Here is a 26,377-nt window from a genome sequence, read left to right on the forward strand (position 1 = left end):
TCATCCGCCGAACCTGTAGCCGAAGCGGTCGATCAGCCCGGCATTGCGCCGCGCGACGAGGGCGCGGGTTTCGTCGTCGTAATAGGCGGTGTAATCGGTGCGGTCGGACCTGTTCTTGTGGGGCAGCGCGATGTCCTGTCCCAGACGGTCGCAGATGCGCGCCCAGTCGTCCTGCAACCGCTCGAACCGCGCGTGGAAGGCCAGCGGGGCGGGCCGCCCGCGCAGCCCGATGGCCAGATGCCGCCCCTGCGTGATCTGGGTGTGATAGGCGACATAGCCGCGCGCGGATTTGAACTTGCGCTTGTGGGGGTTGTCTTTCAGCCCGTCCTTCCATGCGCCGCGCAGGAAATCGGCGAAGGCCGGGGGCGTGTCGCCATAGGCCGGGCGGTTGCGGGTGACGTAAAGCCAGCCCGAGACCGTCCAGTCCCACGGGTTGCGCAGAAAGCAGAAGCTCCACCGCCGGGCGAGGATGTCGGGGCCCAGTCTCGATGCGATATAGGCTGCGGCCCCGCGCCGGCCCCGTTCGTTCCGAACCGGGAACGCCGTCGCGTCCTGCACCTGTTCTGTCAGGGCCGAAGTGATCGAGAATCCGGCGGTCTTGGGCACGTGCAGGAACAGGGCGTTCTGCCGGGGAAGGTCGATACTGGCCATCAGCGTCCCCCGGCCAGAAGCGGCCAGGCCAGCCGGATGAACGGCCGCATCGCGGGCCTGTCGCGCTGGCGGGCGATGGCACGCCGCCAGCCGCCTTCCACCTCGGCGCGATGAAAGGCGCGGTCGGCCTCGTATTCGGGGGCGGGGCGGAAGGCGTCCAGTCGGCGCCGCACCTCGTCCCCGGCCATCGCGGTCAGGGGCGGCTTTTCGGCCATGCCCGCCGGGACCAGCAGCGCGTCGATATTGTCGGCGAAACCGCGCACGTCGATGGCGACATTCTCCATCTCGCGCAGGCCCGGTCGGGCGATCCAGGGATCGAGCAGCCGCGCCAGTTCCAGCGACCAGAGGGCGACGCGCAGATCGGGATCCTCGTTCGCCATCCGCCGCCAGTATCGGCGGGCATATCCCATCAGATAGGCATGCTTGCGGCTATGGGCGAAAACCGTGCGATAGATGTCGCGATAGGATTGTTCGTCGTCATGCAGGCCGATGACGGTTTCGGATGGATGCCAGCGATGCCCGTCCTTGCGCATCTGCCGCTTGACGTGGGATTCGGGCCGCCGCTTGGCCGCGTCGAAGCTGCCGATTTCCAGCGCGCGGGGGATCCGTGCCGTGAAATAAAGCGAATTGCCCGCGATGCGCCACTGGCCCAGCAGCTTGTCCGCTACCGTACCGCTGACGCCGTAAAGCTGCGGATCGTTCTCCAGCGCGGCCTCGGCCGCCGCCACCAGATCGCCCACCGCGCCCGGCCGCAGCAGCACATCGGCATCGAGGCAGAGCGTCCAGCGCCGCCCCGCTTCGACGCCCAGTTCCAGCCCCCGGCGCAGGGCCGCGGCAAAGGGCACCTCGCGGATGACATGAACCCTGTCCGCGCCCACCTGCGCCGCGGCCAGATCGCGCGCGGCGGCGACCGTCCGCTCGCCCGCCTCGCGCAGGATGACGGCGATATCGGGCGCGTCGCGATTTCCTGAATCCGCCATCGCGGCATCCCCCAAGGCACGATGGGCGCACTAGAAAGCCGCATGCCGCGAAGATCAAGGCCGCGCGGGCGGCGTCAGGGCAGGCGGCGGCCATAGTAGAAGCCGACGACATGCTCGGCCTCGGCGAAGAACAGCCAGCGCTGCACGGCGACGCCCGCGGCATGCGACAGCACCGCCAGTGCGGCAAGGATGTGGCCGAAGGGCAGCAGCAGGAATGCCACCGGCACCGCGAAGGCCAGCAACAGCGCGATGACGCGCAGTTTGACCGCGTGACGCCGGGCGACGCGGAACACCATCTCGTGCGTCAGATAGTTGCCGCCGGTATGGGGCGGCTCGAACAGGCGCACCGCGCCGCGCCCGCCCAGCCCCGTGGCCGTCGCGATGTCGGTGCCGCTTGCCGCAAGGCGCGCATCCCCGGCAACCCATGCGGCGATCTGCGCGGCCGACATCGCCGCCAGCAGGATCGCGGCAGGCCCGACATGCCCCGACAGCAGCGTGCCGCCGGCGATCGCATAGCCCAGAAACAGCGCGGGCGTGGACCAGTGATGCCAGCGCGGCACGGTGCGTAATTGCGCATAGATCATCGCCGTTGCGAACACCGTCCCCAGCGACAGGGCGGCCCCCAGCCCGCCAAGCGGCGGCACGACGATCCCGGCCAGGATCGCCAGCGCGGCATAGGTCGCCATGACCGCCAGCGCCGTCACCGCCAGCCACGCCTCGCGCGACAACCATGACGACCGCCATTGCGTGAACGCCTTGAGCGCGCGTTCGGGATGGCCCAGATGCAGCGCCGAGGACAGCAGCCCGCCGCCCGCCAGCGCGAAGGCCAGCGCGAAGAAGACCAGCCCGGTCAGCCCGGCGACCGGGGCCAGCCCCAGCCCCAGCATCGCCAGCAGCCCCAGCCCCAGCCCCGACAGCGTCGAGAACGCGATGAGCGACGGCGCGGGATGCATCAGATCCGCTCGAGCGTCCGGTCGAGCCAGCCCAGAAACCCCTTCGGCCCCTCGTCCACGGGGGGCAGCAACGGGGCCAGAACGTCGAGCGTGTCGCGGTCGCGGGGCGGCAGATACTTGTTCACCGGTGCCGTGCCCTGTTCGGGCATCAGATCGAACCCGCCGCGTTCCGCGACCAGCCGCGACACGGCGCTTTCGGGATCGGCCAGATCGCCGAAATGCCGCGCCCCGGTGGGGCAGGTGCGCACGCAGGCCGGTTCGCGGTCCTCGGGCGGCAGGGTGTCGTTATAGATACGATCCACGCAAAGGGTGCATTTCTTCATCACCTTCTCGACCGGATCCTGTTCGCGCGCGCCATAGGGGCAGGCCCAGGCGCACAGCCCGCAGCCGATGCAATCGTCCTCGTTCACAAGAACGATGCCGTCCTCGGCGCGTTTGTAGCTGGCCCCGGTCGGGCAGACCGTGACGCAGGGCGCGTCGTCGCAATGCAGGCAGGATTTCGGAAAATGCACGATCTGGGCGGGACCGTCGCCGGGCTGCACCTCGAAACTGTGGACGCGGTTCAGGAACGCGCCCACCGGCTCGGCCCCATAGGCATCGGCATCGGCCAGCGGCGCGCCGTAATTCTGCGTGTTCCATCCCTTGCAGGCGATCACGCAGGCATGGCACCCGACGCAGGTATCGAGGTCGATCACCAGCCCCAGCTTGCGGTCGGTCGTGGCGGGCAGCGTCGTCATCCCGGCATCTCGAACGCGACGTTGCGGGGCGCGGGCGGCACGGGCGAGGTCTGGGCGGACAGGACGGGGTGGCTGACCGAGGCCGCCGGAACCTTCTCGATCCGCACGCGCAGGTCGAACCAAGCGGCCTGCCCGGTGATCGGGTCCGAATTGGCCCAGCGCAGCCCGTCGCCGCGCGGCGGCAGCAATTCGTGGATCAGGTGGTTCAGCAGATAGCCCTTCGTCGCCTCGGGGGCGTCCGCATCCAGCGCCCAGGCGCCGCGCCGCTTGCCGATGGCGTTCCACGTCCAGACCGTGTCGGGGTTCAGCGCGGCCATATGCGCCACCGGCACCGTCATCTCGCCCGAGGGCGACACCAGCCGCGCCCAGTCCCCTTCGGCAAAGCCGTGCCGGTCCCAGATCCGCGTCGGCACGTAGAGCGGGTTCATCCCGTGGATCTGGCGCAGCCAGGCGTTCTGCCCGCCCCAGCTGTGATACATTGCCATCGGCCGCTGGGTCAGGGCGTGAACGTCGTATTCGGCCGGATCCGCATGGCCGTCGCCCAGCGGCGGATACCAGATCGGCAGCGGGTCGTGCGTGGCCTTGATGCGTTCGCGCAGATGGTCGGGCGGCTGGCGGCGGCCCTTGCCCTCGGCGGCAAGCTGGAACCGGCGCAAGGGTTCGCAGTAAAGGTTGAAGGCATAGGGGGTCGGCTTATCCTGAAGCCCCGTTGCGACCGCCCAGTCCTGATACGCGGCGTTCCACGGCTTATAATACGCGGCATTGTCAGGAATGTGCGCCGTCCAGAAGCCGCCGTGGCGGATGTATTCGTCGATCTGCGCGCCGTTGGGCATGCCGCGTCCGTGCGCGATGCCCGTCTCGCCGGTGCGCCAGCCGGCCAGCGGACCGATGCCGGGCCGGCGTTCGTGGTTGACCATGTAATCGGCGTAATCGGCGTATCGCGGGCCGCCGTCCTCGGTCACGAAGCCGGGCAAGCCCAGCCGCGCGCCGAGGTCGATCAGCACCGACTGGAAGGGCCGCACGTCGCGGTCGGGCGCGACCACCGGCCAGCGGATCGCGTCGGCGGCCATGTCGGCCTCGCTTATGGGGCGGTCCAGCAGGCTGATGCAGTCGTGCCGTTCCAGATAGGTCGTGTCGGGCAGCACGATGTCGGCATAGGCCACCATCTCGGACGCATAGCTGTCGGCGACGATGACGTTGGGGATGACATACGCGCCGTCCGCGTCGCGGTCGGTCAGCATGTCCATCACGGCGGCGGTGTTCATCGAACTGTTCCACGCCATGTTCGCCATATAAAGCATCAGCGTGTCGATGGGATAGGGATCGCCCGCATGGGCGTTCGAGATGACCATATGCATCATCCCGTGCGCCGAAAGCGGGTTTTCCCAGGTGAACGCCTTGTCGATGCGCGCGGGGCTTCCGTCGTCGCGCAGGCACAGATCGTCCGGCCCCTGCGGATAGCCCAGATGCGGCCCGTCCAGCGGCTGCCCCGGCACCACGCCGCAATGGGGGCGCGGATGGGCCTCGGCGGGTTTGGGATAGGGCGGCTTGAACCGGAAGCCGCCCGGCACATCGACCGTGCCCAGCAGGATTTGCAGCAGGTGCAGCGCGCGGCAGGTCTGGAACCCGTTGGAATGGGCCGAGATGCCGCGCATCGCGTGAAAGCTGACCGGCCGCCCGATCATCGTCTCGTGCCGCTCGCCTCGGAAATCGGTCCAGGGACGCGGCAGTTCGATCGCCTCGTCGAAGGCGACGCGCGCCAGTTCGGCGGCGACGGCGCGGATGCGGTCAGGCGCGATGCCCGTGCGCCCGGCCACGGCTTCGGGCGCATAGGCGTCCGAAAGATAGCGCTCGGCGATATGCTGGAACACGCTGCGATGAGTCGTGCCCGCGCGCCGCATCCGCCCCGCCAGATCGGGCCGCACGCCGGGTGCGTCGAACGCGGCGGGCTTGCCCGTGCGGCGGTCGATGACCGTCTTCGCGCCCCCTTCGGTCCGCATCAGCAGACCGTGCGTCGGGCTGGCCGGATCCTCGTCCACCAGAACGGCGGCGTCGGTATAGCGGGCCAGATAATCCAGATCGACCTTGCCCGCCTTCAGCAGGCAATGCACCAGCGACAGGATGAACAGCCCGTCCGATCCGGGCGTGAGGCCGATCCAGTCGTCGGCGATGGCGTTGTAGCCGGTGCGGATCGGATTGACGCCAATCACCCGCGCCCCGCGCGCCTTGAGCTTGCCCAGCCCCATCTTGATCGGGTTGCTGTCGTGATCCTCGGCCACGCCGAAGATCATCAGCAGCTTCGTGCGGTCCCAGTCGGGCTGGCCGAATTCCCAGAACGCGCCGCCGATGGTGTAGATGCCCGCCGCCGCCATGTTGACGCTGCAAAAGCCGCCATGCGCGGCATAGTTCGGCGTGCCGAAGGCCTGCGCCCAGAACCCGGTGAAGGATTGCGACTGGTCGCGCCCGGTGAAGAAGGCCAGCTTTTCGGGGACGGTGGCGCGCAGATGCGACAGGCGCCCCGCGACTGTGGCCAGCGCCTCGTCCCAGCCGATGGGTTCGAACCGGCCCGAACCGCGCGGGCCGGTGCGGCGCAGCGGCGTTCGCAGGCGCGCGGGCGACAGGTGCTGCATGATGCCCGCGCTGCCCTTGGCGCACAGCACGCCGCGATTGACGGGATGGTCGCGGTTGCCCTCGATATAGGCGACGCGCGGGCCGCCCGCAGTGTCCTTCAGATGCACGTCGATGCCGCAGCGGCACGCGCACATATAGCAGGTGGTCTTCGCCACCCGGTCGCCGGTGCCTGGAGTGAGGTCGATTCCGGGTTCGCTCATGCCGCCATCCTCGCCCTCAGGGGTCTAGCGCGTCCCGTCACCGGGCGCAAAGGGGCCGGTCAGCGCCCGCGCGTCGCGGGCGATCTCGCGCTCCTCGTCGGCCGGAACGATGTGGACGGGCACCCGTCCGGCCCAGGCCAGGCCGTCCGCGATGGCGTCGCGGACCGGCGCGCTGTTCTCGCCGATGCCGCCGGTGAAGGCGATGGCGTCCAGCCCGCCCATCGCCGCGATCATGCTGCCCGCATGGCGGATCGCCCAATAGATGAACGCCTCCACCGCCTTCGGTGCATCGGCTTGCAGGCGGCGCATGTCGTTGGTGCCGCCCAGCGCCGTCAGCCCGCTGTCGTGGTTCAGGATCCGGCCCGTTTCGGCGATGCCGGCCTCCTCGGCCATCCGCAGGACGGCCATCGCGTCGATGTCGCCCGTGCGGCTGCCCATGACCAGACCCGATACCGGCGAATAGCCCATCGTCGTGGCCACCGACCGCCCGTCCGCGATGGCGCAAAGCGACGCGCCGTTGCCCAGATGGCAGGCCAGCAGGCGCGGGATGCCCGTCAGCGACCGCGCCAGCGCGGCATAGCTGAGCCCGTGAAAGCCATAGCGCCGCAGGCCCCTGGCGCGCCATGCTTCGGGCAGGGCATAGGTGCTGGCGACGTCGGGAATTGTGGTGTGAAACGCGGTGTCGAAACTGGCGGTCTGCGGCAGGCCGGGCAGGATCGCGGCAATGGCGTCGATCCCTGCCAGGTTGACGGGATTATGCAGCGGCGCCAGCGGCGACAGGGCGTCGATGCGCGCGCGCACGTCCCGGTCGATGCGGACCGGCGCGGTCATGTCCGCGCCCCCGTGCACGACGCGGTGCGCAGCGACGCGGATTCGCGCCATATCCACCGGCAGGGCGGTCAGGATCGCCTCGATGGCCGCCGCGTGGTCGGGCAGGTCGGCGGGCAAGCCCCCGATCCGCGAAGCGCCGCCGATCTCGGTCGCCTTCAGGGTGGTGACGCGCTTCAGGTCGCCGTCGAAGACCGCGCACTTGACCGACGACGACCCGGCATTGACGACCAGGATCACGGCGCCGCCGCCGCGATCGCCCCGAGCGCCGCCGTCCCGATCCGGGCCGCGGATTTCTGCGCCCGGCTGGTCAGCAGGATCGGCACCTTCGCGCCCAGCACGATGCCCGCCGCGCAGCACCCCATGCCGAACACCATCAGCTTGAAGACCGCGTTGCCGGTGGTGATGTTGGGCGCCAGCACGATGTCGGCATCCCCAGCCACCGCGCTGTCATAGCCCTTGATCCGCGCCGCTTCGGCCGACCAGATCAGGTCCAGCGCCATCGGTCCCTGCACCACGGCCTGCGGCAGCGCGTCCTTGGCCCAGGCGGCAATGGCGGCCGATGCGCCGGTATGCGCGATGGCGGCGACCACGTCCTCGCTGGGGGCCAGCAGCCCGGCCTTGGGCGATTCGACCCCCAGCCGCCGGGCAAGCGCGACCGCATGCGTCAGACAGGCGCGCCGCGTCTCGACATCGGGATCGACGTTCAGCGCCGCGTCGGTCAGCAGCAGCGGCCGGTCGCTGCCGGGCGCGGTGATGTGGAACACATGGCCGCAGCGCGCATCCGGTTCGCGCAGACCCGCATGGGCGGGCAGCAGGCCGCGCAGGAAGGTGCTGGTATGGATCTGCCCCTTCATGATGGCATCGACCTCGCCCGCGACGGCCAGCATCGCGGCGCGCGGGGCGGCCTGCGGGCCGGGCGCCTCGTCGATGCGCAGCCCGGCGATATCCCAGCCGATGGCCTGCGCCGTTTCGCGGATCTTCGCCGTGTCACCGATCAGGACCGGCTCGGCCAGGCCGTGATCGGCGGCCTCGCGGATGCCTTGCAGGGCGGTCTCGGACCCCGCGTTGACCAGCGCCACGCGCGGCACGGGCAGACCGTGCGCGATGTCCAGCAGCGTCCGGGGAACCTGCGGCACGATATCCGTCAGGAACGGGAAGGGCGGTCTTTCCGGCACGGTCTTTTCCTGGTCCTGGCGGGCTTTCAAAGAACGCGGGTCAGCGCGCGGTCCACGGCATCGGTCAGATGGTCGATCTCGTCGGCGGTGGCGATCAGCGCGGGGCTGAAGCACAGCGTATTGTTGCGCCCCGGCACGCTGCGGTTTGTGGCCCCGATGATGACGCCCTGCGCCATGCAATCCTTGACGACCGCCTGCACCTGCGCCTCGGCCAGCGGTTCGCGTGTCTTGCGGTCGGCGACCAGTTCCGCGCCGCAGAACAGCCCCATGCCGCGCACGTCGCCGATGGCCGCGTGCTTCTCCATCAGCCGCCGCAGGTTATCCATCAACCGGTCCGACATCGCATCGACATTGGCCAGCAGATCCTCCTCCTCGATGATGGCCATGTTCTCGAGCGCGGCGGCGGGGCCGGCCGTGCAGCCGCCGAAGGTCGAGATGTCGCGGAAATAGTTCAGCGGATCGGACGGATCGTCGCGGAACATCTCGAACACCGCATCCGTCGTCACGCAGCACGAAATCGCCGCATAGCCAGACGCCACGCCCTTGGCCATCGTCACGATGTCGGGCCGGACCCCGTATTGCTGGTATCCGAACCACGCGCCGGTGCGCCCGATGCCGCAGACCACCTCGTCGATATGCAGCAGCACGTCGTATTTGCGGCAGATCTCCTGCACGCGCGGCCAATAGCCCTCGGGGGGCGGGATGACGCCGCCGCCCGCCGTCACCGGCTCTAGGCAGAGCGCGCCGACGGTGTCGGGGCCTTCGCGCAGGATCACGTCCTTGATCAGGTTCGCGGCGGCGACGCCGAAATCCTCGCCTGACAGGTGGCCCAGCCCCAGCTCGTCCTTGCGGTATTCGAGGCAATGGGGAACCTCGACGAAGCCGGGGGCGAAGGGGCCGTATTGCGCGTTGCGTTCCTGCTGCCCGCCCGCCGACAGACAGCCGATGGTCGTGCCGTGATAGTCGCGGTCGCGATAGAGGATCTTGTGCTTGGCGCCCTTGCGATGGGCGATCTGGCGGACGATCTTGAACGCCTTCTCGTTCGCCTCGGACCCCGAATTGGCATAGAACACGCGCGACAGCCCCGGCATCTTCTTGATCAGGCGCTCGGCGAATTGCGCGCCGGGGACGGAACCCAGCGATCCGCCGAAGAAGTTCATCTTGACCAGCTGGTCGCGCACCGCGTCGGCGATCCGCGCGCGGCCATAGCCGACATTCACCGTCCAGACCCCGCCCGACACCCCGTCGAGATGTTCCTTGCCGGTTATGTCCCACAGCTTCAGGCCCTTGCCCTCGACGATGATGCGGGGATCGACGGCGGTGTCGAGATAGGGCGCGTGCTGGCTCAGGTGATGCCAGACATGGGCGCGGTCGGCCTCGATTATTCCGCGCGGATCGTTGACCTGGAAGGGAACCGTCATTGTCGCGACCTTTCGGGATGGGCTGCACCGTGATGCGTCCGATCATCGCGGCAAACGGACGCCGAAGCAATCGGCGCGCGGGTGCGGAAAAAACATTGGCCGCGCGGCCCGGCCCGTGTTCTGGTCGCCCGCGGGCGGCGGCACCGTCCGCCCCGGCACTGGCAAAGGACGCGACGGATGAAGACCCATGTGAAGGCCCTTGTCGTGGGCGGCGGCGCGGTGGGGGCGTCGATCCTCTATCATCTGGCGCGCGCGGGATGGGACGCCATGCTGGTCGAACGGGACGAGCTGACCGCCGGCAGCACATGGCACGCCGCGGGACTGCTGCCCTATTTCAACATGAGCTATGCGTCATCGTGGATTCACGACTATTCCATCAAGTTCTACACGGGGCTCGAGGCCGAAACCGGGCTGAACCCCGGTTTTCGCGTGGTGGGCAACCTGCGCATGGCGCAGACGCAGGACCGCATGGACGAATTCATGCTTTATGCGGCGACCGCCGAAAACGTGGACATTCCCTTCGAATGGCTGACGGCGGCGCAGATCGCCGACCGCTATCCGCTGGTGCGCACCGACGATCTGAAGGGCGCGATCCTTCATCCGACCGACGGCTATATCAACCCCGCCGACGTGACGCAGGCGATGGCCAAGGGCGCGCGGCAACAGGGTGCCGCGATCGAACGGCGCTGGCAGGTGGACGGCTATGACTGGACCGGGTCCGAATGGCGCGTGACCTGCACGAAGATGGCCGAGAAGGGCGGCAACCTGGTGTCCACCGACGAACGGGTCGTCGTCACCGCCGAACACGTCGTCACCGCCACCGGCAACCACGCGCAGCGCACCGCGCGGCTGCTGGGTATCAGGACGCCCGCCATCCCGGTCGAACATCAGTATATCGTCACCGAACCCGATCCGGCGCTGGTCGAATGGCGCAAGGCGAACGGCGAACATCCGGTGCTGCGCGATGTCGATGCGCGCTGGTACGTGCGCGAGGAACGGGGCGGCTGGATCCTCGGCCCCTATGAGGACGGCGCGCCCGCGCGTTTCCGCCACAGCGTTCCCGACAGCTTCCGCGCCGATCTCTTTCCGCTCGATCTGGACCGGATCGAAAAGGAATACATGGATTTCATCCACCGCATCCCGTCCTCGGAACAGGTCGGCATCAAGGACGATTTCAACGGCCCGATCTGCTATACCCCCGATGGCAACCCGCTGATCGGTCCCGCACCCGGTCTGCGCAACATGTGGCTGGCCGAAGGGTTCAGCTTTGGCATCACCGCGGCGGGCGGGGCGGGGCATTATCTGGCGCAGATGATGACCGAAGGCGAGGCCGAGATCGACATGGCCGCCCTCGACCCTCGCCGCTTCGGCCCGTGGATCGCGTCCGATCACGCGGTGGCGAAGAACGAGGAAACCTATGCCTTCCTGCTGAAACCCCACTACCCCGACGAGGAACGGCCCGCCGCCCGGCCCCTGCGCACCGCGCCCTGCTATGACCGGATGAAGGCGCTGGGCGCGCGGTTCGGGCAGGTCGATGGCTGGGAACGGCCCAACTACTTCGCGCCCCAGGGGTTTTCGGACAAGGATGCGTGGTCGTTCCGGCGCGGCGGCTGGTGGCCCTTCGCCCGCGCCGAGGCCGAGGCGATCCGCAACGCCGCCGGGCTGATCGACGCCAGCGCCTTCGCCAAGCATGTGCTGAAAGGGCCGGGCGCGGCGGCGTTTCTCGACTGGTACACGACCAACCGCCTGCCAAAGGTGGGCCGCATCGCGCTGACCTATGCGCTGACGCAGGCCGGCACCGTGCGCAGCGAATACACCGTGCTGCGCCAGGCCGAGGATCGGTTCTATCTGGTCAGCGCCGGGGCCTGGAACGGCTATGACGCCGATCACCTTCTCAAGGCGATGGAGGACCGGGCCGACGATTTCGGCCCGATGGTGTTGCAGGACGTGACCACGCAATTCGGCGTCTTCGCGCTGGCCGGCCCGCATTCGCGCGACATCCTGTCCCGCCTGCTGCGCGACCCCGATCCCGACGGCGCGCTGGGCAACAAGCGCTTCCCGTGGCTGGGCGCGCGCGAGATCGAGCTTGGGATGGTCCCCCTGACCGCCATCCGCGTCGCCTATACGGGCGAGCTGGGATGGGAGCTGCACCACCCGATCGAGATGCAGAACCACCTGCTGGACCGGCTGGTCGAGGCGGGCGCCGATCTGGGGCTGCAACCCGTGGGCGCGCGGGCGCAGAACTGGCTGCGGCAGGAAAAATCCTATCGCGCCTTCGGCACCGAACTGGGCCGCGACGCATCCCCGCTCGAGGCCGGATTGCACCGCTTCGTCGATCTGTCGAAGGATTTTCACGGCAAGGACGCGATGCAGGCGCTGGGCATCCGGTCGTCCTGTGTGACGCTGCTGATTGACGGGCCGGACGATTGCGACCCCTGGGGACGCGAATCGCTGTGGCAGGACGGCACGCGCGTCGGGCGGCTGACCTCGGGCGGCTATTCGGTGGCGTTCGGCAAAAGCATCGGCATGGGCTATGTCCGCCCCGATCTGGCGCAACCCGGAACGCGGTTGACGGTGCGGATGCTGCGCGACCTCTGGGATGCCGTCGTGACCGAGGACAGCCCCCACGATCCCGGCAATGCCCGCATCAGGGCCGACGGCTAGCTTTGCCGCGCCGCCCGACCGCCCCGAACGCCGCCAGTCCCGCGATCAGCAGCACGCCGCCCGCCGGCAGCGGCACGGCAGGGACATCGACCGCCGGCGCCGCATCGCCTGGATTGTCGGACGTCAGGTTCAGCGGATCGGGCTTGCGCGCCTGATCCGACCAGGACGATGTCAGCCGCAGGGTGTCGGGGCTGTCGTCCCTCTGCGACGAGGTCAGCAGAAATTCGGCGGGGCTGCCGCCGGTCAGACCGGGCCGCCCGGATCCCGCATCGCCGCCGGGCGCGTCCGTCGGATGTTCGTCGCCAGAAGGCCGTCCGACCTCGACCCGGCCGCCGACGTGCAGCGTCGCGTCGAAGGGCTGCGCGTCGGGCGGCGGCGTGAACACTTCGGGCAGGAAGGTGACGTTCGCCGCAGCACCCATGCCGGCGGTCAGAAGGACCGACAGCGCCGCCGCCGCAATGATGATCGCCTGTTTCATGGCCGTTCCCTCGATTTACGTCGCATTCGACATAAACCGGATGGTAGGCCGTAGCCTAATCCTTTATGAACAAAGGGTTAAGGAACATGGCTAACGAAGCGAGCGCCTGATCCGCCAGTCGTGCCATGCCGAGGCCGACCCCACGAAGGCGTTGATGTCCGTGCCACCCGAAAACCCCGGCACCGTCCCCGTCGCGGTGTATTGCCAGAACGTCCAGCGCGCGCCCGGATAGCGGTCGGCGGGCGTCGCCGCCGTGGAGCGCAGCCAGAATTCGGCGTCGAGTTGGCCGATATCGTTGCGGTCCCAGAAATCCGGCGTCGTATAGACGATGGGCCGCTGCCCGTAATGCCGCCCCACGATGTCCAGCCATGTGCGCGCCTCGGCCCGCACCACGGCGGGATCGGGGCGGAAGGTGCAGGTGGGCGAATGGGGGTTCCATTCCAGATCCAGCACCGGCGGCAGGTTGCCCGCCCGCCGCGGGACGTTGGCGATGAACCAGCGGGCTTGATCCTCGGCCGGGGTGCAGAAATAGAAGAAGTGATAGGCTCCCACCGGAATGCCCGCCCGCGCCGCGCCCTCCGAATGGCTGCCGAAGGCCGGGTCCAGCCTGTCGCCGCCCTCGGTCGCCTTGAGGAAGGCGAAGTTCACCCCCGCCGCCCGCGCCGCGTTCCAGTCGGGCGCGGCCTGCCAGCGGCTGACGTCGATGCCGTGCACGCCATAGGCCGCGGGGCCGCGTCCCGGCCAGTCGTGCGGGCGGCTGTCCCCGAAGGCGGGCGGCACCACCTGCATCTGTCCCGGCACCGGCGGGGCAGGGCGGGCGCAGGCGGCAAGCAGCAGGAACAGGATCAGCATCGCGCGCATCGGGTCAGTCCTTTTGATCGGTCAGCCAGTCGGCGCGGTTCGCGGCGACATAGGCATCGAAAGAGGTCGCGGGCCGTCCGGTCAGCCCCTGGAAATCCGGCGAAACCGGCGCGGCGCGGCCCAGCCGCTGCACGGTGTAAAGCGCGGCCATCACCGCGGTCATGCCCGCGGGCCGCCCTTGCGCCAGGTTTTCGGCGACGAACCGGGCGATGCCGACCGGGCGATAGACGATGCGCCGGTTCAGATGCCGCGTCAGGATCGCCGCCACCGCGTCGAAGGTCAGCGCCTTCGGCCCGGTCAGGTCGAAGGCGCGCCCGACGGTCGCAGGCTCGTCCAGCGCCGCGACCGCCGCGCGTCCCACATCGCCCACATCGACAAAGGCCGACCGCCCGCGCCCCGCCGGCACCGCGATCTCGGATCGCCGCAGGATGCCGCCGGCCAGCGGCCCTTGCAGGTTCTGCATGAAATCGGCGGGCCGCAGCAGCGTCCAGGGGATGCCGCCGCGTGTGATCTCGGCCTCCATCGCGTGATGGGGCAGGATGCGCGTCCGTCCCGCGCCATGCACGCTCATGCATACGACGCGCTTGACGCCCGCCCGGCGGGCCGCGCCGATCAATGCGCGGAAGGGCCGCCCGCCCGTCACCTGCGGCGGGCGCATCGCGAACAGCGCCTGCGCCCCTTCAAGCGCCGCGTCGAAGCTGCCCGGATCGGCGATGTCGAACCGGCGACCGGGTCGCCCCGCCACCGCGCCGCCCGTCCGCGACAGGGCCACGGCGGCGCTGCCGGGGGGCAGGGCGGCCAGCACCGCGCCGCCCGCGCGCCCCGTCGCCCCCATGACGGCGATCATCCCGCCAGGCGGCGGGGCGACAGCGAGGCGGTCAGCGACGCCAGGTCCGACGCCCCGCCATTCATCACCCCCTTCAGCACCCGCGCCGCCGCCGGCGCGATCTGGAAGCCATAGCCGCCTTGCCCCGCCAGCCACCAGAAATCCGGCGTTTCGGGATCGGGGCCGATGACCGGCGTGCGGTCGGGGGCGAAGGTGCGCAGCCCCGCCCATGTGGCGATGGGCCGCGTGACGGGTTCGGTCACGTGTTCCTCGTAACGCGCCAGCCCCTCGGCCAGCACCATGTCGTCGGGCCAGGCATCGAAGGGATCCATCGGATCCTCCTCGCCGGGCGAAACCAGCAGCGCCCCGGCATCGGGCTTGCAATACCACGCCTCGCCCGCCGAAAAGCAGAAGGGCCAGGCCCGCGTGTCGCGTCCGCCCGGTCCTGCGATCCGCGCCATCGACCGCCGATAGGGTTGCAGGCCTAGCGGCGTCGCCCCCGCCAGCCGCGCGGTTTCGTCCGCCCAGGCGCCGGCGGCATTGACCAGATGGCGCGCGCGCACCTCGCCGCCGGGCCAGCGCAGCACCCAGGCGCCGTCCTCGCGCGAAATGTCGGTGATCCGCGATCCGGTGACGATGCGGGCATCCGCCGCCATGGCGATGCGGCGATAGTGCTGCACGAGAAGATCGGTGTCGATATCGGCCGATCCGTGCTCGGCCGCGGCCAGCGTCACGTCGGGCGCCAGGATCGGCAGCAGCGCGCGCGCCTCGTCGGGGCCGATGCGGTCCATGCCCAGTTCGGCCAGGTCGCGCTCGAACGCGTCGGCCATGTCGTCCTTGGCGACCAGCATCACCGGGCGCGGCATCAGAACGTCGGCCTCGCGATGCTCGTCGGCGCTGATGGCGTTCATCTCGCGGATGGTGGCGTTGCCATAGCCGCGGATGAACATCGCGGCCGACCGGCCAGACGCGTGGTAGGCCAGCCCCTGTTCGGCCTCCAGCAGCGTCACCGATGCCTGCGGCGCCAGTGCCGCGGCCGCCGAGATGCCGGCGATCCCGCCGCCGACGATGACGATGTCCATATCCATGACGCTTCTCCTTGCCGCGCGGGCGCTATACCTCTTCCAGCCGGTCCGTCGCGGGCGGAGGGGCATGGCCGAGCGCGCTGATCCGGGCACAGAGCGCATCGTCCATGCCGAAGTCCAGCGCCGCCAGCGACGGGGCAAGCTGTTCGGCCGACCGCGCGCTGACGATCGGCGCGGTGACGGCGGGGTGCCGCATCGCCCAGGCCACCGCCAGCGTGGCGGGATGGGCGTCCGCCTGCATCGCCAGCGTCGCCAGATCGGCGGCGGCGCGGTGCATCCAGTCGGGCCGGTATCGCGCCGCATAGCGGTCGTCCTCGGTGATCCGCCCGCTGCCGCCCGCCGAATACTTGCCGCTCAGCAATCCGCCGCCCAAGGGCGAATAGGGCAGGGCGGCGATGCCTTCGGACAGGCACATCGGAAACAGCTCGACCTCGGTCTGCCGCTTCACCAGGTTGTACATGGGCTGGATCATGTCGATCCGCGTGCCGTGGGCAGCGGCGACGGCCTGCGCCTTCATCACCTGCCACGCGGCGAAGTTCGACACCCCCAGATAGCGCACCCGCCCCTGTCGTTGCAGATCGGCCAGCGCGGCGATGCTGTCCGCAAGCGGCGTCGCCGCGTCCCAGCGGTGCAGATAAAGGATGTCGATCACATCCACCCCCAGCCGCCGCGCGGATGTGTCGGCGCTGCGCCGGATCGTCTCGGGCGCGTTGCCGGCCTGGAAATCGACCTTGGTGGCGATGGCGATGTCGTCCCGCGCCGCGCCGGTCAGCGCGCCCAGAATCTCCTCGGACCGCCCGCCGGTATAGACATGGGCCGTGTCGAAGGCATTGATCCCGGCCGCGCGGCACGCCTCGAACATCGCGCGGCTGGCGGATGCGTCGGCGGCGCCACCGAACTGCATCGCGCCGAAGCAGAGGCGCGACAACGGCGCGCCCGAAAGGGTGGTGATCGCGTTCATCGCCCGATCATGCCAGCCCCCGCCGCCAATGGAAAGCGGCGCTCAAAGGAACAGCGGAAGGATCGCCGGCGCCAGGATCGCCGTGGCCAGCGCGTTCATCGCCATCCCCAGCCCCGCGAAGGCCCCCGCCGTCCGGTTCACCTGGAACGCGCGCGCGGTGCCGATGCCGTGGCTGGCCACCCCCAGCGCAAAGCCGCGCGCCCGCCAGTCCCTGATGCGCAGAAGGTTCAGCAGCGGGGTCGCCACCACCGCGCCTGTGATGCCGGTCAGGATGACCAGCACGGCGGTCAGCGTGGGCGATCCGCCGATGCGTTCGGCGATGCCGATGGCCACCGGCGCCGTCGCGGATTTGGGCGCAAGCGATGCCAGCAGCGTGTCGCCGACCCCGAAGGCCCGCGCGATGGCCAGCGCCGACAGCGCCGCCGTCAGCGACCCCGCCAGCAAGGCCGCCAGCACCGGCAGCAGGGCGCGCCGCAGACGCCCCAGATTGTCGTAAAGCGGCAGCGCCAGCGCGACCGTCGCCGGACCCAGCAGGAAATGCACAAACTTCGCGCCCTCGAAATAGGTGGGATAGTCGGTCCGCGTCACGAAAAGCAGCCCCGCCAGCAGCGCCACCGCGACCAGCACCGGGTTGACCAGCGGCACCCGCCCCGATCCGCGAAAGCACGCATCCCCGATGGCATAGGCCAGCAGCGTCGCCGTCAGCCATACCAGCGGCCCTTCGGACAGATAGCTCCAGAAGTCGGCGAGGCTAGTCATCGCCCGACCCCGTCAGCCGCGCGACCAGCACGAATGTCAGCGCCCCCGCCGCGATGGCCAGCACGGTCGATCCGACGATGGCGGCGGCGATGGCCATGGTCTGCGATCCCAGCGTCGTCATATGCCCCATCACCCCGACCCCCGCCGGCACGAACAGCAGCGACAGATGCGCCAGGATCGTCTCGGCGACCGGACGCAGCAGGTCGCGCATCCGCGCCGACAACCGGATCAGCGCCAGCATCAGCAGCATCCCCGCGACGGGGCCGGGCACGGGCAGGCCGGCGGCGCGCGTCAGCGCCTCGCCCGCAAGCTGGCAGATCAGCAGCGCCAGAAACGCATGGACCATTGCGGCCTCAACCCCACCCGAACGAAAGAACCGCCCCCCGCATCATGCAAGGGGGCGGTCGTGACGCGCAAGTCGCAGGCGTCAGTTCTCTTCGGCGCCTTGCAGGCCGGTATCGTCATAGGTGATCCGCCAGACCGTCCCGCCGGTATCGTCGATGACGTAAAGCGCGCCGTCGGGGGCCACCGTCACGTCGGCGGGCCGGCCCCAGACCTCGGCCCGGTCGGTGCCGCGCGACCAGAACCCGGTCAGGAAGTTCTCGTAGGTGCCTTCGGGCATCCCGTCCGAGAAGGGCACGAACACCACCTTGTAGCCGGTGGGCTGCGTCCGGTTCCACGATCCCTTCAGCGCCACGAACGCCCCGTCGCGGAACCGCTCGGGGAACATCTCGCCTTCATAGAACGCCAGGTCCATCGCCGCCGAATGGGGGTTGAACAGCAGGTCGGGCACCTCGGCGCTGTCCACCAGGTCGGGGGCAAGCTGCGCGAAACCGGGCTGCGGATTGCTGCCCATATAGCTGTAGGGCCAGCCGAAGAATTCGCCCTCGTCCACGCGGATCAGGTAATCGGGCACCAGATTGTCGCCCGCGCCGTCCCGTTCCTGCACCACGGCGAAAACCTCGCCCGTATCGGGATGCACATCCAGGCCCGCAGGGTTGCGCACGCCCGTCACCAGCGTCCTCTGGTCCGACCCGTCCGCGGCGAAGCTCTGGATGGTGGCCTTGGGGTCCGGCTCCACGGCGATATTGCCCATCGAGCCCACGCCGACATAAAGCCGCCCGTCCGGCCCGATCTCGATATCCCGGTTCACATGGCCGTTCATCGCGCCGAAGACCCCGCTTTCGGTCAGCAGGCTTTGGCCCGAAAAGTCGAACAGCGGCTTGCGGTTCTCGACCGGCGTTTCGTCCACGGTCTGGCTGCGCGCGCCCACATTGCGGATGTTGGGGCTCTTGTAGGGTTGCGACCAGATGCCTTCCAGATCGGCGATCAGGATCTCGGTGTCGAAATCGCCCTCGCCGGTCCAGTCGCGGTGGGTGATGCCATAGGGCGCGGTGAACGGCTCGAACGCGCGCGAGATGATGTCGGCCTCGCCGTCGCCGTCCGTGTCGCGCAGCAGCGTGATATAGCCGCCTTCCTGCATGGAAACCAGCAGATCGCCGTTGGGCAGGACATGACCCTGGCGGGGCTTTTCAAGCCCCTTGGCGAACAGGGTCGCGTTGAACCCGCCGGGCAGCGACAGCTCTCGCGGCACCTCGGTCGCGCGCAGCGGCGCATTGGCGACGGGCGGCCCCTCATAGGGCTGCGGCAGGTCCGACAGATCGACGCGGAACCGCTGGCCGACCGCCTGATCCTGTTCGGGGCTGGCCGAGATGGCGCTGATAACATCGTCGCCGGCCGGGCTGTCGTCCGCACCGCCGCCCTGGCTGTCCGATGTGACGATTTCCGCGTCGCTGGGGGCGGGGCTGGTCTGCCCTTCGGTGGCGTCCTGCGCGTACCCGAACCCCGGAGAGGCAAGCGCCGCGACGATGGCGGTGGCGGTCAGGCGGAAACTGGGCATCGAACGCTCCTTTGAAGATCGCAACTGACGGTCAATGCCGCAGGGCCGTCCGGGGTCCATCGCCGCCTCCATCCGCCGCACCCGGCCATGGGCGCGGCCCGGTCGTCGCTATTGACAGCCCCCGCAGGCCCGCCCAATCCACGGCCGGGCAGGGCGGAAGGGCGGGCATCCATGCTGTTGATCACCATCTGGCCGATCTTCGCCCTGATCTGCCTCGGCCATGTCCTGTCGCGCCGAGGCGTCCCTTCGGCGGATTTCTGGCCCGCGGCCGAGCGGCTGAACTATTTCGTCCTGTTCCCCGCCTTGCTGATCTCGGGCCTCGCGGACGCGCCGGTGCGCGATCCGCAGGTTCTGCGGCTGGGGGCCGCCGCGATGGCGACGATCCTTTTCGCCGCCGGTTGCGTGACCGCCCTGCGCCGCCTGCGCCCCATGCCCGCCGCCCGGTTCGGCCCGGTCCTTCAGGGCGTGATCCGCTTCAACACCTATCTTGCGCTTGCCGTCGTCACGATGCTGGCCGGGTCCGAAGGGGTCGAGCGGGCGGCGATCTATCTCGCCGTCGCTGTGCCGCTGGTCAACGTGCTGGCGATCCAGGCGCTAAGGACGCCGGGCGACGGACACGGGGCGCTGAGCCTGCTGAAATCCGTGTTCCGCAACCCGCTGATCCTTGCGTGCCTGTTCGGTTTCGCGCTGGCCGTCACCGGCATCGGCACGCCGCTGGGCACGGGGGCGCTGCTGACGCTGATGGGGCAGGGCAGCCTGCCGTTGGGCCTTCTGTGCGTCGGCGCCGCGCTGCAACCGACAGCCCTGCGCGCCGACATTGCGGGCCTCGGGACCAACGGCTTCGCGCGCCTTTTGCTGATGCCCGCTCTGGCGGCGCTCTCGGCCCGGCTGTTCGGGCTGTCGGGGGTGGAAACGCTGGTGCTGGTGGTCTTCTCGGCCGTGCCCACCGCCCCCTCGGCCTATATCCTGACGCGGCAGATGAACGGTGACGGGCCGTTCATGGCGGGCCTCGTCACCTCGCAGACGCTGGCCGCGATCCTGACGATCCCGCTGGTGCTGCTGGTCCTCACGACCCGCTGACCCTAGCCCCCCGCGCCGAAGCCGCCCGAGGTGCGCGACGCGCCGAAGCCGCCGCTGCGGGCGACGGTGGACCGGGTCAGCGGCGGCGCGTTGCGGGTGCTGGCGGCCTGCGTCGTCAGGGACGACGCCGCGACGCTGCCCCGCCCCGACAACCCCGCCGCCCGCGTTCCCCCGTCGGTGGTGGCGAATCCCGATCCGGCCGTCGGCACCAGCGCGCGCGACCCCATCCCGCGCCCCGACAGCAACTGCCCCATCAGATACCCCGCCATCAGCGGCATGAAGATCGACCCGCCGCCGCTGCCGCTGGCGGCATCCGCGACGCACGCCCCCTCGCCATGCTGTTCTTCGCAGACGTCAATGGCGTCATAGCGCGGCGCGGTCTCGGCATGTTCGGCCAGCGCCTCGGCGTATTGCTCGGCGCAGATGTCGGGCTCGATGCCGCTCGCCTCGCAGGTGGCCGGATCGTCGAAAACGACGATTTCCGCCTGTTCCTCGCGGCAACCCGCCAGGGCCAGCGCGCTGGCCGCCCCCAGTAGGACCAGGCGGTGAGGTGCCGATGATTTCATGTCGGATCCTTTCGATGGTCTCACGGCTCTATATAGTGCGGCTTGAACCGGCTCAGATCCTGCGTGATCCGCGACCGATCCTCGCGGATGCCCAGAGCGACGCAGACCTCGCCGACGATCCACGTTCCCATGACGGGGCGGAAGCCGTCCATCTCGGGCAGCGGCGCATAGGCCTGCACGACGCCCGGCCGCGCGTCGCCCGCCGGCCGCGCCGACGCCTCGACGGCCACGCCGTCCGCGCCCACGATCCGCACGCCCGCCCCCTCGCGCGAGAAGAGCGGCTTGCGCACCGTGCCGTGCGCGAACTGCCCCGCCGCCACCGCCCGGTCCCAGGCGGGCGTCCCCCGCTCCGCATCGTCGGCGAAAAAGCTCGCCAGCAGGTTCGGATGCCCCTCGAACATCTCCCACAGAACGGCAAGGATGCCCTTGTTCGACACCAGCGCCTTCCACGGCGGCTCGATGAAGCGCGTGCCCGACCGGGCCAGCGCATCGGCCGCCTCGTCGCGCAGGAAATCCTCCCAGGGATAAAGCTTGAACAGCGTGCCGATCACCCGCGCCTCGCCGTCCACCAGCCGCCCCTCGGGGTCGATGCCGATGGCCCCCATATCGACGTAATGCGCCCCCAGCCCGGCATCGCGCGCGGCATAGGCCAGCGTCTCGACATTGGCGTAATCCTCGGCATTGCCGGCGGTGGCGGCGAAATGAAGCTGATCGCCCGGCGCGCAGATGGCGGCGAACCGCTCGGACAGCGCCTCTTGCAAACGGTTCAACTGATCCGCGCCCTCGGGGATCGTCCCCGCCTCGCGCGCACCTTCCAGCCAATCCCACTGAAAATGCCCCGCCTCGTAAAGCGATGTGGGCGTGTCGGCGTTGTATTCCAGCAGCTTGGCCGGCCCGCCGCCGTCATAGGCCAGATCCATCCGGCCATAAAGCTCGGCCTCGCCGTCCCGCCACGACCGGGCGACGAACTCCATATGCGCCTCGGGGATGCCCAGACGCGCCATCAGCGCCTCGTCCCCCGCGATCCGCGCGACAGCCTCGCGCGCCATGCCGTGCAACTCGGTCGAGGGATCCTCGAGCCGCGTCTCGATCTCCTCCAGGCCGAAGGCATAGGCGCTGGTCTCGTCCCAATAGGGCTCGCCATGCATCGTGTGAAACACGAACCCCGCCGCCTCGGCCCGGTCCTTCCAGTCCGCCCGCTCGACCCCCGAAACCTTCCGCATCCCCACCCCCGCCGTTCACGGACATATAGGGCGATGGGATGCACGGGTTGCAAGGGCAGCGGGTGGCGGAGACGAAGGGATTCGAACCCTCGAGACGGTTTCCCGTCTGCGCCCTTAGCAGGGGCGTGCCTTCGACCACTCGGCCACGTCTCCGAGGCGGGGTATAGCCTCGGGCGCGCGGCAAGGACAAGGGGCCATCGCGGCGCCGCGTCAGTCCAGGTGAAGATCGACCACGATGGGCAGGTGATCGGACGCGATGCGCGCGGCGCCCTCGGTCCAGACGCTCATCGACCGTTCGCGAATCCGCCCCGAGATCGCCACCCGGTCCAGCGCCGCCATCGGCGCGCGCGCGTGAAAGCTGGGGCCGGGGGTCAGGATGCGGTAATCCTCGCCCAGCGACGGCACGCCGTTGGCGCGCCATTCGTTCCAGTCGCCCGCGATCAGCCGGGCCGAGGCGCGGGTCTCCTTCAGCCGCTCGACCACGGTGTCGAGCTGGATCAGGCGGTTCGCCCGCCGCAGCCCCAGATGCACCGCCGCCAGCGCCAGATGCGCGCCGCCAACATCGACATCGGCGATCAGCGCGCCGCGCGGCTCCAGCCCCGGCAGGACAAGCCCGTCCAGGCCGATCAGGTCGATGCCCGGCCGCATCAGCAGCGCGTTGCCGTGCCAGCCCATGCTGACCTCGCTGCCGGGCGTCACCACGGGCACAAGGCCGGTCAGTTCCGCCACCATCTGCGCGGGCAGCACGCTGTGGCGCGGCCCCAGGCGGCGGTCGGCCTCCTGCAAGACGGCGATGTCGGGGCGGATATCGCGCAGGATCGACAGCACGCGTTCGGGGTCGCGCCGCCAGTCGAGGCCGACCGCCTTGCGGATGTTGTAGCTGCAAAGCCGCAGGCGCATCAGATCACCGGCGCGAACAGACGCGCCACCGGGGCCGCGACGCGCAGCCAGGCCGGCGCGTCCTTCAGCCACTGGGTGACTTCCCGCGCCTGCGCGAAATCGCGTTCCAGCATGTCGTTCACCGTCTGGCCCAAATCCCCGTCCTCCATCACCGCCGTCACCTCGAAGTTGATCATCGCCGACCGCACGTCCAGGTTAACGCTGCCGATGGAAACGAGGTCGTGATCGGCCAGGATAACTTTCTGGTGCATGAAACCGGGCTTGTATTCGAAGATCCGCACGCCGGTGCGGCGCAGATCGTCGAAATAGGAACGCGCGGCGATCCAGGGAAGACGGTGATCGGCCCGGGCGGGCACCAGGATGCGCACATCGACGCCGCGCAGGGCGGCCAGTTGCAGCGCCGTCACCAGATCGTTGTCGGGCACCAGATAGGGCGAGGCCAGCCAGAGCCTGCTGCGCGCCTCGCCGCACATCCCGCACAGGAAAAGCGATCCGCGCTCGATGGCGTCGGACGGTCCGCTGGGCAGGATCACGCCCCAGGCGGTCGCGCCCTCGGGCGGGTCGGTGCGGTGCGGCGCGACGATGCGGTGGCCCGTGGTCCAGAACCAGTCCCGTTCGAACACCCGCTCGAGTTGGACGACCAGCGGCCCCTCGATCCGCAGATGCGTATCGCGCCACCGGTCGAAGGCGCTGCCGCCATCGACATATTCCTGCGCCATGTTCAGCCCGCCCAGAAACCCCACCTTGCCGTCCACGACGACGATCTTGCGGTGGTTGCGGAAATTGACCGACAGCCGGGTCAGCCATCTGCGGGTGCCGCGCACCTCCTCGACGGCGACGCCGCCCCGGCGCAGGTTCTCGACGAAGGCGCGGGGCAGGGCGATGCAGCCCACGCGGTCGTAAAGCAGCTTGGTCGTCACCCCGCGCGCCTCGGCCGCCAGCAGCGCGTCGCGCAGCCGCCGGCCCAGCGCGTCGTCGCGCAGGATGTAGGTCTGCACCAGCACGTAAGTTCGCGCGGCGGCGATGGCGTCGAAGATGGCGGCGAAGGTCGCGTCGCCGTCGATCAGTACCTTCACGCCGTTCGGCCCGGCCGCATTGTCGTCGGCGATGCGCGCGAACGTCTCCAGCCGGGGGCGGATGCCGTGGCGGGCATCCTCCTCCGCCTTGTGCAGGGCCGCCGCGTCCGATGCGCGCCGCCGGCGCACCATCCGGGTAAAGCCGACGCGCCCGAACAGCAGAAAGGCGATGATCGCCAGATGCGGGAAGGACACCAGGAACACGACCCAGGCCGACGCGCCCTGCGGCGTGCGCGCGGCCTTCAGCGCCGCGAAGGCCACCGCCGTGCCGGCCAGCACCAGCAGGATTTGCGATAGCACCAGAAGAAGCGTCAATGTCCGGGTCCGATCCGTCTTGCGTCACGATGCGGGGCGGTCTATTTCCGCCCCTGCGCGGGCGTTGTGTAATGGTAAGACCTCAGCCTTCCAAGCTGATGATACGGGTTCGATTCCCGTCGCCCGCTCCAGACCTTTCGCCGCTGCGGCGGCGCGCGTGGGGTCTTACGAGACTCCCACAGGATTCTTACGGTATTCTTATTGCCTTCCCGGCGGTCCCGGCGCTTGCCGCCCGTGGCGCCGCGCCATAGAACGCGCCGGGCGGCGCTGGGGGCACGACATGGCACGAAAAGACACCGAGGAACGCGAAAAGTCCAGACGTGTCGGGGCCTTGGCGGCCCTGGCCCCGTTCCTCAGACCCTATCGCCGCTTGGTCGTCGCCGCGGGGCTCGCCCTGGTGCTGACCGCCTGCGTCGCCCTGATCCTGCCGCTCGCCGTCCGCCGCGTCGTTGACGGCTTCGACACCGAATCCACCCAGCTTCTCGACAGTTATTTCCTTGCTGCATTGGGGATTGCGGCGCTCATGGCGGTGGGAACCGGCCTGCGCTACTACCTGGTGACGCGCCTCGGCGAACGGGTCGTGGCCGACATCCGCAAGGCGGTTTTCGACCGCGTGATCGGCATGTCCCCCACCTTCTACGAACGCATCATGACCGGCGAGGTTCTCAGCCGCATCACCACCGACACCACGCTGATCCTCTCGGTCATCGGTTCGTCAGTGTCGATCGCGTTGCGTAACCTGTTGATATTGATCGGCGGTCTGGCCTTGCTGATGTTCACGTCGGTCAAGCTGACGGTGCTGGTCCTGTTGATCGTCCCCGCCGTCATCGTGCCGATCATTGTCCTGGGCCGTCGCCTGCGGGTGCTGGGGCGCGAGAATCAGGACTGGATCGCCAATTCGTCCGGCAACGCGTCCGAGGCTCTGGGCGCGGTGCAGACGGTGCAGGCCTTCACGCACGAGACGATCTCGCGCGCGGCCTTCGGCACCGTGACCGAACGCGCCTTCGACAGCGCCCGCCGCCGGATCGCCGTGCGCGCGGCGATGACGGTTATCGTTATCTTACTGGTGTTTGCAGGCGTTGTCGGCGTTCTCTGGATCGGCGCCCGCGACGTCCGAGCCGACCTGATGAGCGTGGGCGAGCTGGTGCAGTTCGTCATCTACGCCGTGATGGTGGCGGGTGCGGTCGCCGCCCTGTCCGAGATCTGGGGCGAATTGCAACGCGCCGCCGGCGCCACCGAACGTCTGGTCGAGCTGCTGGAAGCGCAGGATACTGTCGATGACAGTCCGGAACCGCGCGCTCTGCCCGTTCCCGTCAAGGGGGCCATCGCGTTTCGCGACGTCACCTTCCACTATCCGGCGCGTCCCGGCACGGCGGCGCTGAACGGCGTCTCGCTTGACGTGACGCCGGGCGAGACGGTGGCGCTGGTCGGGCCTTCGGGGGCGGGCAAGACGACGATCATCCAGCTTCTGCTGCGCTTTTACGACCCCGACAGCGGTCGCATCACACTGGACGGCATCGACCTGCGCGACATGGCCCGGTCCGAGTTCCGCCGTAATATCGCGCTGGTGCCGCAGGATTCGGTGATCTTCGCCGCCTCGGCCCGCGACAACATCCGTTTCGGCCGCCCCGATGCCACCGATGCCGAGGTGGAACAGGCCGCGCGCGCCGCGGCGGCGCACGAGTTTCTGTCAGCCCTTCCCGACGGTTACGACACCTATGTCGGCGAACGCGGCGTGATGCTGTCCGGGGGCCAGAAGCAGCGCATCGCCATCGCCCGCGCCATCCTGCGCGACGCGCCCGTGTTGCTGCTGGACGAGGCGACATCGGCGCTGGACGCGGAATCGGAGCAGGCGGTGCAGATCGCCGTGGAACGGCTGGCGCAGGGCCGCACGACGCTGATCGTGGCGCACCGGCTGGCCACGGTGAAAAAGGCCGACCGCATCCTTGTCTTCGAGGAGGGGCGCATCGTCGCCTCGGGCACGCATGATGCGCTGGTGGCGCAGGGCGGGCTTTATGCGCGGCTGGCGCGGTTGCAATTCACCGCGGGCATGGCGGCCGAATAATCCCGATTGCGCTTGCGTCCAGTTGGCGCAGCGTCAGAC

23 protein-coding genes and 2 tRNA genes are annotated in these 26,377 nt (G+C 69.4%); 4 read left to right on the plus strand and 21 right to left on the minus strand.

Translation table 11 applies throughout. The annotated features are described in order from the left end of the window. The 8 genes from OCGS_RS09875 to OCGS_RS09910 form a co-directional block, all read right to left on the minus strand. Nucleotides 1–651 carry a sulfotransferase family protein gene (locus OCGS_RS09875; RefSeq protein WP_007427100.1) on the minus strand — a complete coding sequence of 217 codons (651 nt, stop codon included), beginning with the start codon at nt 649–651 and terminating at the stop codon, nt 1–3. Further along, nucleotides 651–1,631 carry a hypothetical protein gene (locus OCGS_RS09880; protein WP_007427101.1) on the minus strand — a complete coding sequence of 327 codons (981 nt, stop codon included), beginning with the start codon at nt 1,629–1,631 and terminating at the stop codon, nt 651–653. Before OCGS_RS09880 ends, OCGS_RS09875 begins: the two co-directional genes overlap by 1 nt. 74 nt (nt 1,632–1,705) lie before the next feature. Beyond that, nucleotides 1,706–2,584, minus strand: a complete 879-nt coding sequence (locus tag OCGS_RS09885; RefSeq protein ID WP_007427102.1) for a dimethyl sulfoxide reductase anchor subunit family protein — start codon at nt 2,582–2,584, stop codon at nt 1,706–1,708. Further along, nucleotides 2,584–3,321 (minus strand): 4Fe-4S dicluster domain-containing protein, encoded by a 738-nt coding sequence (locus tag OCGS_RS09890; protein ID WP_007427103.1) that lies wholly within the window; start codon nt 3,319–3,321, stop codon nt 2,584–2,586. Before OCGS_RS09890 ends, OCGS_RS09885 begins: the two co-directional genes overlap by 1 nt. Continuing rightward, nucleotides 3,318–6,152 (minus strand): molybdopterin oxidoreductase family protein, encoded by a 2,835-nt coding sequence (locus tag OCGS_RS09895; protein ID WP_007427104.1) that lies wholly within the window; start codon nt 6,150–6,152, stop codon nt 3,318–3,320. Before OCGS_RS09895 ends, OCGS_RS09890 begins: the two co-directional genes overlap by 4 nt. Nucleotides 6,153–6,176: 24 nt before the next feature. Beyond that, nucleotides 6,177–7,220 carry an acetate/propionate family kinase gene (locus tag OCGS_RS09900; RefSeq protein ID WP_007427105.1) on the minus strand — a complete coding sequence of 348 codons (1,044 nt, stop codon included), beginning with the start codon at nt 7,218–7,220 and terminating at the stop codon, nt 6,177–6,179. Continuing rightward, nucleotides 7,217–8,158, minus strand: coding sequence for a phosphate acyltransferase (locus tag OCGS_RS09905; RefSeq protein ID WP_007427106.1), 942 nt, complete (start codon nt 8,156–8,158; stop codon nt 7,217–7,219). Before OCGS_RS09905 ends, OCGS_RS09900 begins: the two co-directional genes overlap by 4 nt. A gap of 26 nt (nt 8,159–8,184) precedes the next feature. Continuing rightward, nucleotides 8,185–9,579, minus strand: a complete 1,395-nt coding sequence (locus OCGS_RS09910; RefSeq protein ID WP_007427107.1) for an aminotransferase family protein — start codon at nt 9,577–9,579, stop codon at nt 8,185–8,187. 177 nt (nt 9,580–9,756) lie between these two features. Between OCGS_RS09910 and OCGS_RS09915 the strand changes: the two genes are divergently transcribed. Further along, nucleotides 9,757–12,243: a GcvT family protein gene (locus OCGS_RS09915; protein ID WP_007427108.1), complete on the plus strand. Its 2,487-nt coding sequence runs from the start codon at nt 9,757–9,759 to the stop codon at nt 12,241–12,243. On the opposite strand, the gene OCGS_RS09920 is transcribed toward OCGS_RS09915, so the two are convergent. The 8 genes from OCGS_RS09920 to OCGS_RS09955 all read right to left on the minus strand — a co-directional run bounded on the left by OCGS_RS09920 (nt 12,227) and on the right by OCGS_RS09955 (nt 19,113). Further along, nucleotides 12,227–12,721 (minus strand): VPLPA-CTERM sorting domain-containing protein, encoded by a 495-nt coding sequence (locus tag OCGS_RS09920; RefSeq protein WP_007427109.1) that lies wholly within the window; start codon nt 12,719–12,721, stop codon nt 12,227–12,229. The genes OCGS_RS09915 and OCGS_RS09920 overlap by 17 nt on opposite strands. 90 nt (nt 12,722–12,811) lie before the next feature. After that, nucleotides 12,812–13,582, minus strand: coding sequence for a glycoside hydrolase family 25 protein (locus tag OCGS_RS09925; RefSeq protein WP_007427110.1), 771 nt, complete (start codon nt 13,580–13,582; stop codon nt 12,812–12,814). A 4-nt stretch (nt 13,583–13,586) separates the two neighbouring features. Continuing rightward, nucleotides 13,587–14,429: an NmrA family NAD(P)-binding protein gene (locus OCGS_RS09930; RefSeq protein WP_007427111.1), complete on the minus strand. Its 843-nt coding sequence runs from the start codon at nt 14,427–14,429 to the stop codon at nt 13,587–13,589. Further along, complete coding sequence (locus tag OCGS_RS09935) at nt 14,426–15,496, minus strand: NAD(P)/FAD-dependent oxidoreductase (protein ID WP_007427112.1); 1,071 nt, start codon at nt 15,494–15,496, stop codon at nt 14,426–14,428. Before OCGS_RS09935 ends, OCGS_RS09930 begins: the two co-directional genes overlap by 4 nt. Nucleotides 15,497–15,521: 25 nt before the next feature. After that, nucleotides 15,522–16,454 carry an aldo/keto reductase gene (locus OCGS_RS09940; protein ID WP_007427113.1) on the minus strand — a complete coding sequence of 311 codons (933 nt, stop codon included), beginning with the start codon at nt 16,452–16,454 and terminating at the stop codon, nt 15,522–15,524. A 42-nt stretch (nt 16,455–16,496) separates the two neighbouring features. Further along, complete coding sequence (locus OCGS_RS09945; RefSeq protein ID WP_007427114.1) at nt 16,497–17,213, minus strand: LrgB family protein; 717 nt, start codon at nt 17,211–17,213, stop codon at nt 16,497–16,499. Then, nucleotides 17,206–17,559 (minus strand): CidA/LrgA family protein, encoded by a 354-nt coding sequence (locus OCGS_RS09950; protein ID WP_007427115.1) that lies wholly within the window; start codon nt 17,557–17,559, stop codon nt 17,206–17,208. Before OCGS_RS09950 ends, OCGS_RS09945 begins: the two co-directional genes overlap by 8 nt. 81 nt (nt 17,560–17,640) lie before the next feature. After that, on the minus strand, nt 17,641–19,113 hold the full coding sequence (locus tag OCGS_RS09955) for a PQQ-dependent sugar dehydrogenase (RefSeq protein ID WP_007427116.1): 1,473 nt from the start codon (nt 19,111–19,113) through the stop codon (nt 17,641–17,643). Between the two features lie 171 nt (nt 19,114–19,284). Here OCGS_RS09955 and OCGS_RS09960 point away from each other — a divergent pair, with 171 nt between their 5' ends. Then, nucleotides 19,285–20,193 (plus strand): AEC family transporter, encoded by a 909-nt coding sequence (locus OCGS_RS09960; protein WP_007427117.1) that lies wholly within the window; start codon nt 19,285–19,287, stop codon nt 20,191–20,193. Nucleotides 20,194–20,195: 2 nt separating this feature from the next. Here the strand turns inward: OCGS_RS09960 and OCGS_RS09965 are convergent, their stop codons facing one another. The 5 genes from OCGS_RS09965 to cls all read right to left on the minus strand — a co-directional run bounded on the left by OCGS_RS09965 (nt 20,196) and on the right by cls (nt 24,273). After that, entirely contained in the window at nt 20,196–20,759 is a 564-nt protein-coding gene (locus OCGS_RS09965) for a DUF1190 domain-containing protein (RefSeq protein ID WP_007427118.1), read from the minus strand. A 20-nt stretch (nt 20,760–20,779) separates the two neighbouring features. Further along, a complete protein-coding gene (locus tag OCGS_RS09970; protein ID WP_007427119.1) occupies nt 20,780–21,982 on the minus strand; it encodes a glutathionylspermidine synthase family protein in 1,203 nt (400 codons plus the stop codon). Nucleotides 21,983–22,045: 63 nt separating this feature from the next. Beyond that, nucleotides 22,046–22,135: transfer RNA gene (locus tag OCGS_RS09975), tRNA-Ser, on the minus strand. Between the two features lie 57 nt (nt 22,136–22,192). Then, a complete protein-coding gene (locus tag OCGS_RS09980) occupies nt 22,193–22,882 on the minus strand; it encodes an endonuclease/exonuclease/phosphatase family protein (RefSeq protein ID WP_007427120.1) in 690 nt (229 codons plus the stop codon). Continuing rightward, entirely contained in the window at nt 22,882–24,273 is a 1,392-nt protein-coding gene (gene cls / locus OCGS_RS09985) for a cardiolipin synthase (protein WP_007427121.1), read from the minus strand. Before cls ends, OCGS_RS09980 begins: the two co-directional genes overlap by 1 nt. 57 nt (nt 24,274–24,330) lie before the next feature. Here cls and OCGS_RS09990 point away from each other — a divergent pair. Then, nucleotides 24,331–24,404: transfer RNA gene (locus tag OCGS_RS09990), tRNA-Gly, on the plus strand. Between the two features lie 149 nt (nt 24,405–24,553). Then, nucleotides 24,554–26,338 (plus strand): ABC transporter transmembrane domain-containing protein, encoded by a 1,785-nt coding sequence (locus OCGS_RS09995; protein WP_007427122.1) that lies wholly within the window; start codon nt 24,554–24,556, stop codon nt 26,336–26,338. Nucleotides 26,339–26,377: the final 39 nt, after the last annotated feature.

The organism is Oceaniovalibus guishaninsula JLT2003, assembly GCF_000299575.1.
GTDB classification, from domain to species: domain Bacteria; phylum Pseudomonadota; class Alphaproteobacteria; order Rhodobacterales; family Rhodobacteraceae; genus Palleronia; species Palleronia guishaninsula.

What these genes read in the sequence shown, in the direction of transcription:
- OCGS_RS09875 (WP_007427100.1), bottom strand. Translation starts at nt 651, where the DNA reads ATGGCCAGTATCGACCTTCCCCGGCAGAACGCCCTGTTCCTGCACGTG.
- OCGS_RS09880 (WP_007427101.1), bottom strand. Translation starts at nt 1,631, where the DNA reads ATGGCGGATTCAGGAAATCGCGACGCGCCCGATATCGCCGTCATCCTG.
- OCGS_RS09885 (WP_007427102.1), bottom strand. Translation starts at nt 2,584, where the DNA reads ATGCATCCCGCGCCGTCGCTCATCGCGTTCTCGACGCTGTCGGGGCTG.
- OCGS_RS09890 (WP_007427103.1), bottom strand. Translation starts at nt 3,321, where the DNA reads ATGACGACGCTGCCCGCCACGACCGACCGCAAGCTGGGGCTGGTGATC.
- OCGS_RS09895 (WP_007427104.1), bottom strand. Translation starts at nt 6,152, where the DNA reads ATGAGCGAACCCGGAATCGACCTCACTCCAGGCACCGGCGACCGGGTG.
- OCGS_RS09910 (WP_007427107.1), bottom strand. Translation starts at nt 9,579, where the DNA reads ATGACGGTTCCCTTCCAGGTCAACGATCCGCGCGGAATAATCGAGGCC.
- OCGS_RS09915 (WP_007427108.1), top strand. Translation starts at nt 9,757, where the DNA reads ATGAAGACCCATGTGAAGGCCCTTGTCGTGGGCGGCGGCGCGGTGGGG.
- OCGS_RS09920 (WP_007427109.1), bottom strand. Translation starts at nt 12,721, where the DNA reads ATGAAACAGGCGATCATCATTGCGGCGGCGGCGCTGTCGGTCCTTCTG.
- OCGS_RS09925 (WP_007427110.1), bottom strand. Translation starts at nt 13,582, where the DNA reads ATGCGCGCGATGCTGATCCTGTTCCTGCTGCTTGCCGCCTGCGCCCGC.
- OCGS_RS09930 (WP_007427111.1), bottom strand. Translation starts at nt 14,429, where the DNA reads ATGATCGCCGTCATGGGGGCGACGGGGCGCGCGGGCGGCGCGGTGCTG.
- OCGS_RS09935 (WP_007427112.1), bottom strand. Translation starts at nt 15,496, where the DNA reads ATGGATATGGACATCGTCATCGTCGGCGGCGGGATCGCCGGCATCTCG.
- OCGS_RS09940 (WP_007427113.1), bottom strand. Translation starts at nt 16,454, where the DNA reads ATGAACGCGATCACCACCCTTTCGGGCGCGCCGTTGTCGCGCCTCTGC.
- OCGS_RS09945 (WP_007427114.1), bottom strand. Translation starts at nt 17,213, where the DNA reads ATGACTAGCCTCGCCGACTTCTGGAGCTATCTGTCCGAAGGGCCGCTG.
- OCGS_RS09950 (WP_007427115.1), bottom strand. Translation starts at nt 17,559, where the DNA reads ATGGTCCATGCGTTTCTGGCGCTGCTGATCTGCCAGCTTGCGGGCGAG.
- OCGS_RS09955 (WP_007427116.1), bottom strand. Translation starts at nt 19,113, where the DNA reads ATGCCCAGTTTCCGCCTGACCGCCACCGCCATCGTCGCGGCGCTTGCC.
- OCGS_RS09960 (WP_007427117.1), top strand. Translation starts at nt 19,285, where the DNA reads ATGCTGTTGATCACCATCTGGCCGATCTTCGCCCTGATCTGCCTCGGC.
- OCGS_RS09965 (WP_007427118.1), bottom strand. Translation starts at nt 20,759, where the DNA reads ATGAAATCATCGGCACCTCACCGCCTGGTCCTACTGGGGGCGGCCAGC.
- OCGS_RS09970 (WP_007427119.1), bottom strand. Translation starts at nt 21,982, where the DNA reads ATGCGGAAGGTTTCGGGGGTCGAGCGGGCGGACTGGAAGGACCGGGCC.
- OCGS_RS09980 (WP_007427120.1), bottom strand. Translation starts at nt 22,882, where the DNA reads ATGCGCCTGCGGCTTTGCAGCTACAACATCCGCAAGGCGGTCGGCCTC.
- OCGS_RS09995 (WP_007427122.1), top strand. Translation starts at nt 24,554, where the DNA reads ATGGCACGAAAAGACACCGAGGAACGCGAAAAGTCCAGACGTGTCGGG.